The 14,778-nt window shown below is 59.9% G+C and carries 8 protein-coding genes and 1 pseudogene; 2 read left to right on the top strand and 7 right to left on the bottom strand.

From position 1 onward, the window contains the following. Positions 1-46: 46 nt before the first annotated feature. The 5 genes from ACM6J5_RS16265 to ACM6J5_RS16245 form a co-directional block, all read right to left on the bottom strand. Positions 47-514, bottom strand: coding sequence for an SRPBCC family protein (locus ACM6J5_RS16265; protein ID WP_095946222.1), 468 nt, complete (start codon positions 512-514; stop codon positions 47-49). A 22-nt stretch (positions 515-536) separates the two neighbouring features. Further along, positions 537-3,947: an amino acid adenylation domain-containing protein gene (locus ACM6J5_RS16260; protein WP_414928962.1), complete on the bottom strand. Its 3,411-nt coding sequence runs from the start codon at positions 3,945-3,947 to the stop codon at positions 537-539. A 13-nt stretch (positions 3,948-3,960) separates the two neighbouring features. Beyond that, on the bottom strand, positions 3,961-4,890 hold the full coding sequence (locus ACM6J5_RS16255) for a diiron oxygenase (protein ID WP_414928961.1): 930 nt from the start codon (positions 4,888-4,890) through the stop codon (positions 3,961-3,963). Continuing rightward, positions 4,887-5,663: a DUF3050 domain-containing protein gene (locus ACM6J5_RS16250; protein WP_414928960.1), complete on the bottom strand. Its 777-nt coding sequence runs from the start codon at positions 5,661-5,663 to the stop codon at positions 4,887-4,889. The genes ACM6J5_RS16255 and ACM6J5_RS16250 overlap by 4 nt, the downstream gene beginning before the upstream one ends. 725 nt (positions 5,664-6,388) lie before the next feature. Further along, the gene (locus ACM6J5_RS16245) at positions 6,389-7,099 is read right to left on the bottom strand and encodes a GntR family transcriptional regulator (protein ID WP_095946218.1); all 711 of its coding nucleotides are present in this window, start codon (positions 7,097-7,099) and stop codon (positions 6,389-6,391) included. A 196-nt stretch (positions 7,100-7,295) separates the two neighbouring features. On the opposite strand from ACM6J5_RS16245, the gene lapG reads away from it, so the two are divergent. Further along, positions 7,296-7,988 (top strand): cysteine protease LapG, encoded by a 693-nt coding sequence (lapG, locus tag ACM6J5_RS16240; protein ID WP_150674306.1) that lies wholly within the window; start codon positions 7,296-7,298, stop codon positions 7,986-7,988. A gap of 14 nt (positions 7,989-8,002) precedes the next feature. Continuing rightward, a complete protein-coding gene (gene lapD / locus ACM6J5_RS16235) occupies positions 8,003-9,949 on the top strand; it encodes a cyclic di-GMP receptor LapD (protein WP_414928959.1) in 1,947 nt (648 codons plus the stop codon). A gap of 47 nt (positions 9,950-9,996) precedes the next feature. On the opposite strand, the gene ACM6J5_RS16230 is transcribed toward lapD, so the two are convergent. Continuing rightward, on the bottom strand, positions 9,997-10,335 hold the full coding sequence (locus ACM6J5_RS16230) for a tryptophan synthase subunit beta (RefSeq protein ID WP_150674304.1): 339 nt from the start codon (positions 10,333-10,335) through the stop codon (positions 9,997-9,999). Positions 10,336-10,481: 146 nt separating this feature from the next. Continuing rightward, positions 10,482-14,778: pseudogene (locus ACM6J5_RS16225) on the bottom strand (LapA family giant adhesin); the annotation flags it as partial.

Here is a 14,778-nt window from a genome sequence, read left to right as displayed (position 1 = left end):
AAAACCCCTGTCTGCTCACGCAGACAGGGGTTTTGTCGTTTCAGTCTTACGCAAACAGCTTCAGCACATTGTTCATCGCATCATCGGCAAAACCCTGTACGAAAACCTTGAAGCCCGGCAGCGCCTCGGCGCCACCCTGAGCCGGTTCGGCAACGATGGTCCAGGTAGCTCGGGACTTGCCCGCACCCAGTGGTTCAACGCTCATTGCTGCCCACAGATTGGCCACACCCAGGGTGTTGTAGATAGTGGTCCAGGTCATGTGCCGTGCCTGGTCGTCCCGGGAGTTGAGTTGCTCGACCACCAGGTTGCCGTCGCTGAAAAACTTTTTGCGTAGCGATGACACGCCTTCACCCGTCATTTCGATGTGCGACAGCGCCGGGATGAAGCGATCGAAGCCGGCAAAGTTGCCGACTACGGCCCATACCTGCGTGGCATCGGCGGGCACGTCCACCGAGGACACCACCTGGCAGCCTTGAGGGTTTTTGATCAGGGTATCGGGTTGCAGAGTACTCATGGTCTTGCTCCATTGGGTCGAGTCAGATGAAATTGATTTCTTTGAGGTAGTCGCAGCCGCGACGCAGCAGCGCCGGGGACTTTTGCGGGTAGTGCGCGCCCATAAGCCGTACGCCGGCCTGGGCGTTGTCGTGACCGATCATCGAGATATCGCCGATGTCCTCCTCGAAGCCGTTGAGGTAGAACCCCAGCACGCCGAACAACGCGTTGTCGCTGTCGACCCGACCCAGTTGCTGTTGCCAGTCGGCGACGCTGACCATCGCGAATTCGCGCCCTGCCTCGCGGAAGGACGCCACGTAGTTGTCCCAGCTCAAGGGCTCGGGGTTGTGCAGGTTGAATACCGCTTGTTCCGGTTGATAACGACTGGCGTGGAAGGCGATGAATCGGGCGAGAAAGTCCACCGGCATCAAGTCGAAGTTCAAGGCGAACTCCGGCACTTGTCCCAGCTGGATCGAGCCCTTGAGCATCAGCATCAGGCGATTCTTGTGCGGCTGGCACACGCCCGTGAGGCTGTTGAAGCTGATGTTGCCGGGGCGGTAGAGATTGACCCGCACCCCAAGCTCCCGCGCCCGTTCGAGGATTCGCTCGCCGACCCATTTGGACAGGTTGTAGCCGTTCTTGATGTAGATCGGTGGAGTCGGGACGGCCGGCAACTCAAGCACTCGGCCGTCGGCGGATATCGTGCTGGAGGCCGAGAGCGTCGAGACGAAATTGAAGATTTTTTTGCTGCGTCCTTCGCACAGGCGCAAACACTCGAAAATCGGCTCGACGTTGTCCCGGGCGAGCGACTCGTAATCGAGGACGTGATTGACGTTGGCCGCGTTGTGCACCAGGGCGCCAAACTCCTGATCCAGTCGCTGGTAAACCTCGGGCGCCAAACCGAGTTCCGGCCGCGTGATGTCTGCCGTGTAAACCCGCACCCGGCTCATATCCAGATGCTCCAGACGGTTCTCCCGCAAGGCTTGGGCAAAGCGCTCGTCCGCCGACTGCCCGCTGCCGTCGCGAACCAGGCAGGCGATTTCGCTGGCACCCCAGGCCAGCAACGCCTCGACGATGTGTACACCGACAAAACTGTTGGCACCGGTGACGATCACCTTGTGCACATCGCCCATGCGGCTGACGGGCAGCGGCTGAACATCCAGTTCGCGGAAGGCATCGCGCATGGCCTGTTCGCTCAGCACTTCTTCGCCGTCGGAGCCGCGGACCAGTGTCGCCAGTTTCGCGATAGTGGGCAGTTCGATGAAGCGATTGATCGAGATGCTGCGCCCGAACTCCTCGCGCAGTCGCAGGAGCATGCGCGACAGCAGGATCGAGTGCCCGCCAAGATTGAAGAAACTTTCGTCGGTGGAAATGTCGCTCGCCGGCAGCTCCAGCAACTCCGCCCATATCTCCAGCAGCAAGGCCTCATCGGCACTGGCGGGCAGACGTCGTGGAGGGTGCTCGGTGACGTTGAGCGGCAACTCCAGAAGCGCCTTACGGTCGACCTTGCCATTACTGGCGTAGGGCATGGCTGTCAGCTCGGTCCATGCAACGGGGAGCATGTAGTCCGGCAGGTGCTGTATCGCGTGGGCCTTCAACGCTTGGCGAGCGGCGCCGGGAAGGTCTTCCCGGGGTTGGGCAAGGAAAGCCAGAATCCGCCGCTGGCTATCGATGACCACGGCAACCTGGCGGTACAACCGGCTGTCGCGCAGGCAGCGCTCAATCTCTTCCGGCTCGACCCGGAAACCGCGAATCTTCACCTGATTATCACGCCGACCACACAACTCAATCCCTTCGCTCGTCCACTTCGCCATGTCCCCAGTGCGATAGGCGCGCAGGGTCCGGCCATCAGGCAAGTTCAGGTCCAGATAGCGCTCAGCGGTTTGCTGGGGGTTGTTCAGATAACCCAGGCACACACCCGGACCGGCGATGTACAACTCGCCGACGGTTTGTTCGGCCACCGGTTGAAAGTCGTCATCGAGAATCAACACCTGGCTGTTGGCAATTGGAGCGCCCAGAGAGCGATTGTTGTCGCCTGGCTGGAGTTTGCGCGCGGTAATCAGCACCGTGGCTTCGGTGGGCCCGTAGAGGTTGTAGAGCTTGCCTTGGCGGCTCAGTTGCTCGATGACCCACGGCTCGCAGACATCGCCACCGGTCATCACATGGTCCAGGCACTGCAATTGCTCCAGCGGCAGGATGCTCAACAAGGCCGGCGGTAAAAAGGCGTGGCTCAGTTGCCGATGACGAATCAGGTCCACCAGTTGCAGCGGATCGCGGCGCTGGTCATCGCCGGGCACGATCAGTTCGGCGCCCTGCAACAGAGTGGGGAAGATGTCGATCAGTGATGAGTCGAAACTCAACGAAGAAAACTGCAACACCCGGCTCTGGCGGGTCAGCTGAACATAGTCGGCGTACCAGTGGGTGAAGTGCGCGAGGTTGGCCTGACTGAGCAGCACGCCCTTCGGATGGCCGGTGGTGCCCGAGGTATAGAGGGCCATGCAGGGCGCATCGAGGTCGGGGTGTTGGCGCATCAACGGTTGAGAGAGGTCTGCTTCATGGGCGTCGATGCTGCTGATGTCCAGCCCTGGCATCTCGTTCGCCAGAGGATGCTCGCCGTCATGCAGCAACAACACCGCACCGGCGCTCGACAGGATGTACTGCTGACGTTGTAACGGATGGCTCGGTTCCAGCGGCAAGTACACCGCACCACTGCCCAGGATCGCCAGGATTCCCGCATACAGCGCACTGCATTTTGGCAGGCAGATCCCGATGACTACCGGGCCTTGATGCTGATCCAGAAGCGTCTGCAGACGTTGCTCGATGGCGCGGCTGTGGGTGTGCAACTGGCGATAGTCGAGGGTGTTGCCGTCGATGCTCAAGGCCGGATGGTCGGCACTCTGGATGCACTGTTGCTCCAGCCTCTCGATCATCGGCGTTTGCGCGAGTTGCTGCAGTCGTGGGTCGGCGGTGGCATTGAGGCGATGCACGAACGCAAGGCTGTCCAGAAACCGCAGGCTTTCGATGCGCTCGAAGCGGGCAGGTACGGCGGGTTCGGCGTGTTGAAAATAATCGGCATCGCGCGAGTAGCGGCTGACCAGCAACGCCACGTGGTCAACCAGTGCTGTCATGGCCTGCATACGCAACGCCTGGCCGTTACCCGACTGTTCATCGGCGATGGGTACACGGCTCAGCAGCGTTGAACCATGCCAGCACAACACGTCCAGCGATGGTAGGCCGGACGCCCGCGGCAGGCCAAGGCCCAACTGCAATGTCAGTCGTGGCGACTGACAGGTGAGCGGAAGCGACGTGCCATCGTCGACCAGTAGATCCGCAGTCCCCGGCATTTCGTCGAGTGCGGATATCCGGGTCAGTGAGTGACCGTGTTGTTCGAGTTCCAGCGCCAGGTCGGCCATGGCCTGGCTTTGTCCGTAGAGCAAGATGTCGAGACGTCTCATGATGGGCTCCTCGTCAAACCAGATAGTTGTTGAGGGCGGTTTGTACGCACGGCGAATCGAGCAGCGAGCTGCTGTGGAAAAACCGCACAATGTTGGCCACCAGTGGGTGATGACGATTGATCGGAAAGGCCAATGCCGACACTTCGTTCCTGAGAGCGTGGCGCGTCGCGTCGTTGATCTGCAGTGCGTTGATCAAGAGGAAGTCGAAGGATTTCTGGATGTCATTGGTCAGGTAATGGGCAATGAACACCGGCAGGATCTGCGCGATGCACTGGCGGTCGTCTGCACTTGCGGCATGCCAGTAGATGCGTACCAGCCGCGCCCAGAATCCGGAATGGCGCCCCTCGTCCAGCAAGTGATCGGCCATCAGGCCCTTGATCGATTGCTTGACTGTGTTGTCCTTGGCGAACGCGGCGACATCACCGGTCACCGTGTTTTCGGCGATGGCCACGCAGATCAGCTCTACAGCGCTACGCAGGTGCTCCGGTGCGAGCGCCACGGCCGCCGGTATCGCCCGACTCAGCTCAATCTCATCCGGTAACTCGATGGGGGCGATACCGGTCATGGCGATGGTCTGTTGCATGAAATCCATCGCCACCAACGCGTGGTAATCCTCGTCCACCACTACAGTCATGGCGTCGTAGCGGCAGGCGAACGGAAACTCGATCGCGAAGTGATTCTTGGCGATGCTGCGGGCGGTTTTGTCGACGATCTCGGTTTCGAAGATCACCACATCGTTGATGAACTTGTAGAGGGTCTGCACCAGGGCGAAGTCGCGCTGTTCCGGGCATTGGCGCAGAAAGGTTTCGCTCAGCACCAGCGGTTGCCGGCTCAAGGGATAGATCAGTTTGTCGTCGTTTTCCAGCACGCGGCGCGGGCGCGTACGGATGGTCGCGCGGTTTTCCCAGGCGTCGGCGAAGGATTGGTAGTCGGCGGCGTTCATGCGCTCACCTCCACGACGGATTTGTTCATGCTCAGGCGCAACCCGTCCCACAGGGCGATACGACTTTCCACGGCAGCGATGGCGCTGGCGTACACGTCTTCCTGCCGTTGCGGGTCGCTATCGACCAGTCGCGACAGGAGCTTTTCCGCTGCCGGGCCGTGGTCCTCGGAATCGACCTCAATGTGCCGTTCGAGGTAGTACCGGAAAGTCGGCGCCTGCTCGATGCCGATGCCCCAATCGTCGAGGATGCGCTGGAACATCTGAGGGATAACGCTCTCGCGACCGTGCAGAAACGCCGCCGCCACACTGTGACCTGGCGCATGCAGTGCGGTGTGTAGCGTATGGCGAACGAAATTGGCGGCCGCCGGTTCGACGTTGACGCTCTGCAAGGCCACGTCGTAGCTCACGCCTTCTTGCTGCAGGGCCACGAAGCGTTCGATGGCAAGGGTGCATGCCCCGACTTCGCGCATTGCATCCAGGTACAACTCGAAGTGGCTGTAATGACCCTGGGCCGGACGATCATCCGACTCCTCACCCAGTACGATCTCGTTAATCAACCGCGCGGCGTGGGGATCCTGCGGCGGCAGCCAGGGCAGTCGCACGCAGGTCAGCTCCTGTTGCAGGCGCTTGGTCAGCGACATGAAGTCCCATACGGCAAACACGTGGGTTTCCATGAAGCGTCGCAGGACCGGCAGCGAATGTATTTCAGAGAAGATCGGGTGTTCGCCAAGTTCGGTCTTTTTTTGAAGCAGTCGTTCTTTAGTTGGTTTCATGGATGAGCCTGTAAATGATCTTGGATAAAAAGTCATCGAGCACTGAAGTTCGCTGGAAGTTTTCTCCTGGCGAACGGGTACCTCAAACGTATTGATCTTTTTCAGTGCTATGGACGCCGAGTAACTGAGGCGCTACTGCCGCTTGTGGCTGGCGGCGAAGAAAAATTAATACACATATAAAGTGTTGATCAAGTTGTTTTGTTGTTATTTGAGTATTCAACTTTTTCGAAGATGACAAGTTCCAATAAAACTTTTTATGCTTGTTTTATTTTGGCGTAGTTACTCCTTCCGGCTTATATAAGTCAGAATTGAATAAAGAGTGAATGCCTCACTCGAAGTAACTTTTTTGCGGGCGTCGTTTGGGGGTGTCTAAGGGGGTGGAAGTGGGTCGCGAGTGATGCCGATCCTTCCGTTCCCGTGATGAGGCTCCTTCCTTCGCTTCTCGGGGCAGGGACTGCTCCATTCGCACGGAGCGTCACCCGTTTTTTGTCCTGGTTATCCAGAGTGGGCGTAAATCGAGGTGGCCGCCATTACTGAGGCATCATGCAATCGTTGCAATGGTCGGTTTTAAGGCGGCGGGACGTTGGGGCGCGGTATGGCGCCGCAAGGGCGGTTTGGTATGGGGGCAGGGGATTTGTAATCAAATTATTCGCGGAGCATTTGGAGGGAATGCGCGGCAAGCGAGGAAAACCCTTCGGTACATTCCCCGGGCTTGCCGCCGCAGGCTACTTCGACTTGTTCCTGGCCTGTACTTCAGGGCTGTTGAGGTAGCGCGTAATGACCTCGACCCCCCGGTTCAGGTGATGCTCGAGCAGTTGCACGGAACGTTCGACGTCCCGGGCTTCGGCTGCCTGCAACAGTGCCTTGTGGTCATCCTGGGAAAGTTTGCCCAGGCCCATGGCTTCCAGGTTGAAACGCAGGAAGCGCTCTTCTTCGTTCAGGCCGTCCTCGACCAGTTTCAACAGCCGGCGATTCGGCGCCCGGGTGTAAAGCGCCATGTGGAACAGGCGATTCAGTCGACCGATTTCGGTGTAGTCGCTTTCCGTTTCCAGTTCGTCGATGTAGCGGGCAGCCTCTTCGAGATCTTCGTCCCGAAGCAGTGGCACCGACAGACGCAGAGCTTCGGCTTCCAGCAGGATGCGCAGCGCATAGGTTTCCACGGCATCGCCCTGGACCAGCGGCGCGACCACGGCGCCCTTGTGGGCAATCACGTTGAGCAACGATTGCGCTTCGAGTTGGCGCAAGGCTTCGCGTACGGGCATGCGGCTGACGCCGAACAGGTCGGCGAGGTCTTGCTGACGCAGGGCCGCACCGCAGGGAATGCGCCCGTCGAGTATGGCCGCGCGCAGGGTTTCTTCGATCACCGAGCGTGCCATGTGTGCGGGAATCGGCCCGTTGACCTTGATGCTGCCGAGAGGGTTGGGCTTTTGTGTCACTAAACGCACCCTGATTGATGGAATATTTTTGGATCCAAGTGACACTAGTAACTGACTGACTGCTTGTCAAACAAGCTCTCGAGTGCCTTTCTTGCAGTTTAGCGCGCCGCCAGTGATCTCACCGTGCCATTGTCTTTTTCCGGGCTAACCTTCACCATTCGAACGACTCCCTCCTGCCTATCCAGGATGCCTTGCATTGGTGGCAAGTTTAACGATCCCCCGGGTTTTACGCTGGCTGTGCAGCGCATTGCTGCTGACTGGCGTGATGCTGGGCAGTTTGAGCGCCGATTGGGATTTTTCCTTGATCAGCCGGCGGGCGCAGGCATTGTACGGACCTTTGGGAGAAGGTCAGCAACGCATTAATGATTGGCAATACTTATTGACTAGCCAGAAGCAGATCGGCGAGCTGGAACAACTCAATGTGGTCAATCGCTTCTTCAACAAGCAGTTGCGATACGTCGAAGACATCGATCTGTGGCATGAAGTCGACTACTGGGAAACCCCGATCGAAGCCCTCTGGAAAGGCGCCGGCGACTGTGAAGACTACGCTATCGCCAAGTACTTCAGCCTGCGACACCTCGGTGTAGCCAGTGAAAAGCTGCGTATCACCTATGTCAAGGCACTGACCCAGAACCGCGCGCACATGGTGCTGACTTACTATTCAAGCCCGGAAGTCGAGCCCCTGGTGCTCGACAGCCTGATTGATGCAATAAAGCCGGCCAGCCAAAGAAAGGATTTGCTGCCGGTCTACTCTTTCAATGCGGAAGGGATGTGGTTGCCGGGTGCCAAGGGCAATAAAAAGGTCGGCGATTCCAAGCGCCTTTCGCGTTGGCAGGATGTGTTGAAAAAAATGCAGGCCGAAGGATTCCCGGTCGAGACGACTAACTAGGAGCACGTGCTCAGATGTCTTTGTTCAAACAGCTGTTGATTGCTATCTGTCTGTTCCTGGTGGTCGCCTTCACCGGCAGTTTCATGGTCAGTCTGGAGAGCTCGCGCACTCAGTACGTCAACCAGTTGCGCTCCCATGCCCAGGACGCCGCGACGGCGCTGGCGCTTTCCCTGACACCGAACATCGACGACCCGGCGATGGTCGAGTTGCTGGTCAGCTCGATTTTCGACAGCGGTTACTACGCGAGCATCCGCGTGGTCGATCTGAAGACCGACCAGGCCCTGGTCGAGCGCACGGGCATTCCGACGGTCAACAGCGTTCCGGACTGGTTCGTCAAACTGATCGGCCTGGAGCCGGCAGGTGGTGATGCGATCGTCAGCCGTGGCTGGGAGCAGGCTGCCCGGGTCGAGGTGGTCAGCCACCCGATGTTCGCGCTGGCCAAGTTGTGGCAAAGCGCTTTGGGCAGCCTGGGCTGGTTGCTGCTTTGTGGCGCGGTCAGTGCGGTACTCGGCGCACTGTTGCTGCGTCAGCAATTGAGACCGCTCGATTACATGGTCCAGCAATCCCACGCCATCGCCCGACGGGAATTTCTCAGCCTGCCGGAACTGCCGCGCACCCCCGAACTTCGCCGGGTGGTGCAGGCTATGAACCAGATGGTCGAGAAGCTCAAGGCGCTGTTCCAGGAGCAGGCCGAGCGCAGTGAAAAACTACGGGTCGAGTCCTATCAGGACTCGTTGACCGGGTTGGCCAACCGGCGTTATTTCGAGATGCAATTGAATGCGCGGGTAAGTAACCCGGAGCAGGCCAGTTCCGGTTACCTGCTGCTGTTGCGGGTCAAGGATCTGGCCGGTCTGAATCAGCGTCTCGGTGGCCAGCGTACCGATGAAGTGCTCAAGGCCGTCGGCGAGCAACTGTCTCGCGAGTGCGCCAGATACCCGGAAACCCAAAACCTGGTCACCCGAATCCGTGGTGGTGAATTTGCCGTACTGGCACCGGGGCTGGTGCGCGCGGAAGCACTGCAATTGGCACAGAACCTCGACAGCGCCTTGGCCAGTCTTCACGCTACCGGCGCCACCGATGTGGCTGCCGTGGCGTCTATCGGCCTGGCGCCTTTCGCTCACGGCGACTCGCCGCAAGCCGTGCTCAGCCTCGGCGACCAGGCGCTGGCGCAGGCCGAAGGCCAGGGCGAGCAGAACTGGGCCTGTATCGAGCACAGCCTCTCGGCCAGTGTCGGCGACGATCACCACGCCTGGCATCTGATGCTCGACCAGGCGCTGACACAGCGACGTTTCGAGCTGTATTTCCAACCGGTAGTGGCTGCACAGGACACGCAACTGGTGCTGCACTACAAAGTGCTGTCGCGGCTGCTCGACGAACACGGCCAGACCATCCCCGCCGGACGTTTTCTGCCTTGGCTGGAGCGCTTCGGCTGGACTGCGCGTCTGGATCGGCTGATGCTCGAGCGGGTGTTGGAGCAAATGAGCGGGCATGAGGAGTCGCTGGCGCTGAATCTATCGTCGGCTACCCTGGCCGACCCGCAGGCGCAAAGCAAAATCTTCGAGATACTACGCGCGCACTCCAACCTCGGCCCGCGTCTGACCCTGGAAATTGGCGAAGAGCAACTGCCTGACCAGGCAGTGCTGGAGCAACTGACCCGCCACCTGCGCGAACTCGGGTTTTCCCTGAGCCTGCAACGTTTTGGCGGCCGCTTCAGCATGATCGGCAACCTGGCTCGTCTGGGTCTGGCGTACCTGAAAATCGATGGCAGCTACATTCGGTCGATCGATCTGGAGAGTGACAAACGCCTGTTCATCGAGGCGATCCAGCGAGCGGCGCACAGCATCGATTTGCCGCTGATTGCCGAGCGGGTCGAGACGCAAGGCGAGTTGTCGGTGATTCGCGAGATGGGGCTATACGGTGTGCAGGGCCAGTTGTTCGGCGAGCCCAAGCCCTGGAGCTGATGTGATCGCTCCCACGCAGCGCGTGGGAATGACCGCAGGGGCGCGCGTCAGATCAATCCGGTCTCTTCATCATCGATCAATTGACTCAACCCACCCAACGCCTCACGCGCCTGGTTTCGGTCCATGAGCTTGGCCTGGGCCGCCGTCGGCAGGTCAGTGACGCGGATCACGCCTTTCTGGGTCAGCACCTGAATCAAGTCATCGAGTACCCGGATCATTTCCAGGTCACTTTGCTTGAGCTGTTTGAGGCTGTTTTCCACAGCCGCGTTGGCAAACCAGGCCTGGATCTCATGATTGTCGGCCGACAGCGTTTCCGTAGCCTCGGCATAGGCGGCGGGTTCCACGCGTACCAACAGGCCCTGCGCATCGCGTTGCACGTAAAACATTGAGCATCCCTCGGAATTGAACCAGCGTCGTGCTGTCGGCAGCATAGGTCAACGGCACGCCAGTATGTGGCGCAGCGACGAAATCGTCACCGGGCAGTGGATGCAAACGTGACAGCCGCCCCATAGGGAGCGGCCGTTTTCGTGCATCAGCTGTTGTTGTGATCGACTTTGATGGTCGGGTCGCTACCGGCAATCAGGCTTTGCAGGTTGGCGCTAGACCAGTTATTGCCCTCCAGTTTGATCGTCACGTCCGGCGTGGCGGCTGCGGCATTGCCCGAGTTGAATTGGCCGGCCGAGCTGACTTGCAGCGACGACACGCCATCGACCGTGCTGATCTTCAGGAAGTTGTCGATGGTGCTGCCGGTTTCGCCCTGCAACAGATCGCGCAGGTCGATCCGGTCGCCTTCGCTGGCCTTGAAGTCCTTGATCACGTCGTTGCCGGTGTCGCCCGCTTTCCAGACGAAGGTATCACCGCCGGAACCACCGATCAGGATGTCGTTGCCCTGTCCGCCCATCAACGTGTCGCTGCCGGTGCCGCCGAGCAGGATGTCATTGCCCTTGCCACCGTCGAGGTTGTCGTTACCACCCGAGCCGAACAGGATGTCATTGCCCGCACCGCCCAGCAGGGTGTCGTTGCCGTCATGGGCACCGGATACATCGAACGCGGTGTAATGCTCAGTGATGTACTGGTGCACATTGCTGGTGGTGACTTTGCTGACTTCCACACCGGATTGCTGCGCCACGAAGGCTTGCATCGCCTGGTAACCCTCGCCGGCAATGCCGTTGAAGCTCACCAGATCGCCGAACAGGAGGTCGTTGCCGTTACCACCGCTGACGGTGTCGTGACCCGGCGTCGTCGCTTCGGTGTGGCCGATGATCGAATTGGCCAGATCCTTCGGATCGATGTTGGTTTGTGGCGTTTGATTCGAGTCGTACGGCTTCAGGTCGTTGAGGCCCACTCCGCTGTTGAGGCCAATGGCCTCGACATTCGACAGGTTGCTCAGCAATGCAAAGCTGCCGGTGGAGTTGCTGGTGGTGTCCCCGTCAGTGCTGCTGCCGTCACCGTCACGCCACGAGAACTCGTAGGTGCCGTCACCCTGGGCATGCAGATAGCCGAAGTCCTTGGATGACCAGCTACTTCCGTTGCCATTGCCATTGCCATTGCCATTGCCGTTGTTGCCATTGCTGGTCTTGGTCCAGACCGTCACTTGGCCCGAGGCGGAAATGTCGACCTGGTGCGTGCTGTCCGGGAACAGACTGATGGCTGTACCCAGCTTATAGTTGCTGGTGGTGACCAGGCTATCGAGTGTTGTGCTGCCATACAGGGTCGGGTTGGTCGACTCGCCGCTCTGGTAGTAAGTCGGCTTGCCGTCAGTAATGAAATACGTGAGGTTCTTCGCCCCGGTGTTGGCTACGGCGTCCGCACTCTGGAACCAGTTGGCCGTGGTTTTGAACACGTCCTCGTAGTTGGTGCCGCCACCGGACGACATCGAGTCCAGAGTCGCCTTCAACTGAGTCAGCGCATTCGTGTCATTGAGGTTCACCGACACCGACTTGTTGACTTGGGTGTCGAAGTCCACCAGGAAGATGTTCACCGTACCCGAGTTGCTGCCCAGGCTTTGCTTGAGGGTGTTGAACACCGACGTCAGCGAGTCCTTCGCCGAGTTGATCGACGCGCTACTCATGCTGCCGGAGCTGTCGACCATGAACGCGATGTTGTAGTTGGTGCCTGGCACCACGGTCAGGCCGCCGATGTCGGCGACGATGATGTCATTGCCGTCGGTGCCGGTGACGGTGTCATTGACGGCGGTGGCGGTGACGGCGTTGTAGGTCGCCGGGAACACGGTCACTGGGATCTGCGAAGTGCTGCTGGCCGAACCACCCAGGGCCTCGGTGGAGGTCGAGGTCACGGTCAGGTTGAACTGGCCGTTGTAGTACGGTGGTGGAGTGACGGTCAGAGAGCCGAGGCTCCAGCCGGTCACGTTGGCTTCGCCACTGGACGCGGTGACCGTGAAGGTATGTCCCGCGCTGTCGGTGAGCACCGAGCCGACCGGCATACCGCTGATCTTCAGGCTCAGGCTTTCCGAGCCGTCGGTGTCGGTCAGCGCAGTGGTGATGGCGGACAATTTCACACTGGTGCCTTCGGCGCCGGTATTGAGTTTGTAACCGTCGTAGTAGCCCTCGCCATTGGTGCCGTGCAAGTCGGACACGGTCACGCCGGCATTCACCAGATCCGACACGCCGGTGTAAATCGGTACGCCGGCACTGCTCAGGTCGGTTGGCGTGCCGCCATTGACCGACAGATTGACGTCATAGCTGCCCGGGCCACTCTGGTTGTGGTGGTAGATGTCCAGGGTGTAGTAGCCGCTGGTGGTCGGGGTGTACGAACCATTGAGGTTGCCGCCCGCGCCCCAGGTGATCGCGGCGACGTTCTTGCCGCCGATGGTCACCAGCAGGCTGTCATCGCCAACACCGCTGAAGGTGTAGGTCTTGCCGGCTTCGAGGTAGATCAGGCCGGAGGTTTTCGACGCCGTACCGGCGGTCACGCTACCGTCGGACTGCACGTTGGTCACGGTGCCTGTGGAGTTCGGTGTGCCCGCGGCGTCGATCACGTTTTTCAACGTGGTGGAGTCCGCGCCGCTGCCGCTGGTGCCCAGGCCCGACAGGCCAGTCCAGACTTCCTTGATCAGCCCGGTGGACCTTACGCTGTTGTCGGCAACGCTCAGGGTCGGGGCATCCGCCACCGGAGTGATGTCGATCTTGATCGTGCCGGTGTTGCCCAGTGCCTGGCCGTCGGTTGGCTGGAACTTGATTTGTGCGTAGTCGGACTGATTGTTGCCAAGGTTGGTACCGCCGTATCCGTCCACGCCCGATTCGTTGGCATCCGGCATGAAGCGCAGTTTGCCAGCGTCGATGTCGGCCTTGCTGAAGGTCTGGTTGGCGGCGACATCTTTCCAGGTCGAACCGTCCAGGTACTGCAGTTTGCCCTCGACCGGCAGTTGGGTGATTTTCACGCCCAGACTGGTGGCCGGGCTGTCGACGTCGCTGACGCCGAAGGTCGACCAGCCGAGGACCAGCGGCGTGTCTTCGGTGCCGGTGACGTTGACCGGTGCTGCGACCGGTGCATCATTGACCGCCACCACGTTGACCGTAGTGGTCGCGGTGTTGGAGTAGTTGCTGCCATCGGTCACCGTCACGGTGATGGTACGTGGCACGGTGCTCGGGTTTTCACTGTTGTTGGTGAAGGTGATGTTCTTGATCTGCTGCATGTAGTCGGCCAGCGTCGCGTTACCCGACAGGGTCAGGGTGACGGTGCCATTGGTGCTGTTGGCATTGATGGTGATGCCGTTGACGCTGTTGCCCAGGTTCAGCGCATCGCCGTCCTGACGGTTGGTCAGCACGATGGTCGCGCCGGTCAGCATGGTGCTGTCCGGGTCGGTGATGCTCAGGTCGGTGTCGCCGATCGACACACCCGCCCCCGGGGTGTTCTCGGTGAAGGTCACCTTGTAATCGGCCCCGGTGGCACCGCTGGAGTTGTTGGCGTCGAGGTCCAGTGCTGGTGGTGCATCGTTGTCGATGATCGAAGTGTTGACGCTGCCATTGGACGCGCTGATCGCCAGATTCTCGAAGTTGCCGCCGGTGGCCGAGTCGATCTTGACCACGAAGTTTTCGGTGTTTTCGGTGATCCGGTCATCGATGGTCGAAATGTCGAACGGCACGCTGCTGGCATTCGCCGGGATCTTGACCGTCGTCACACCGGTGAAGTCCACACCATTGGCTGCGGTGCCAGAGTAGGTCAGGGTTACGGTCACTTCACCGTGAGCCGGGTTGGTCAGCGCGAGGGTGTAATGCGCTGCCTGACCCTCGACGACAGATGTATCACCCGTGATGCTGATAGTGGTGATGTCACCGGTGTTGGCCGGCGTATTCGGCGTACCTGAACCTGCTTCATCGGTGACGGCGGTGGTGAACTGGTCTTTGCCCAGGGTCAGTTTTTCGAAGTTGTCTGCGCCAGTGACCGATTCCAGTTTGTTGACGATGGACGGTTGGCCTCCGGTGTAGACGTCATCCTTGGCGATGATGGTGGCGGAAGCGGAGGTCCCGTTCGCAGGAACAGTCACCTTCGTGCCGTCGGAGAGGGTGAATTCCAACGGACCATGGTTATTGATCGGCAGACCCGCCGCGTTGGTCAGGGTCACGGTGTAGGTGACCTGGCCGCCTTCAGCGACGGTGGATTTGTCCACGGTCAAAGTGGCGATCACTTCGCTGACGGTGTCGGTGATGGCGACGTTGGCCGCGGTGCCGTCGATCACCAGGTTCTCGAAGGCCTTGCCGTCGACGCTGGCCGAATCGACGGTCAGGCTCAGATTGCTTGGGTCTTTGTAGACGTCGTCGCCCTGCACCGGTGCGGTGTAGATGGCCGACAATTTGCCCGCTTCAATG

The organism is Pseudomonas sp. IT-P74, from assembly GCF_949768175.1.
Classification (GTDB): Bacteria; Pseudomonadota; Gammaproteobacteria; order Pseudomonadales; family Pseudomonadaceae; genus Aquipseudomonas.
Note: the sequence above shows the minus strand (reverse complement) of the source record. Positions and strands in the feature narration are given on the sequence as shown.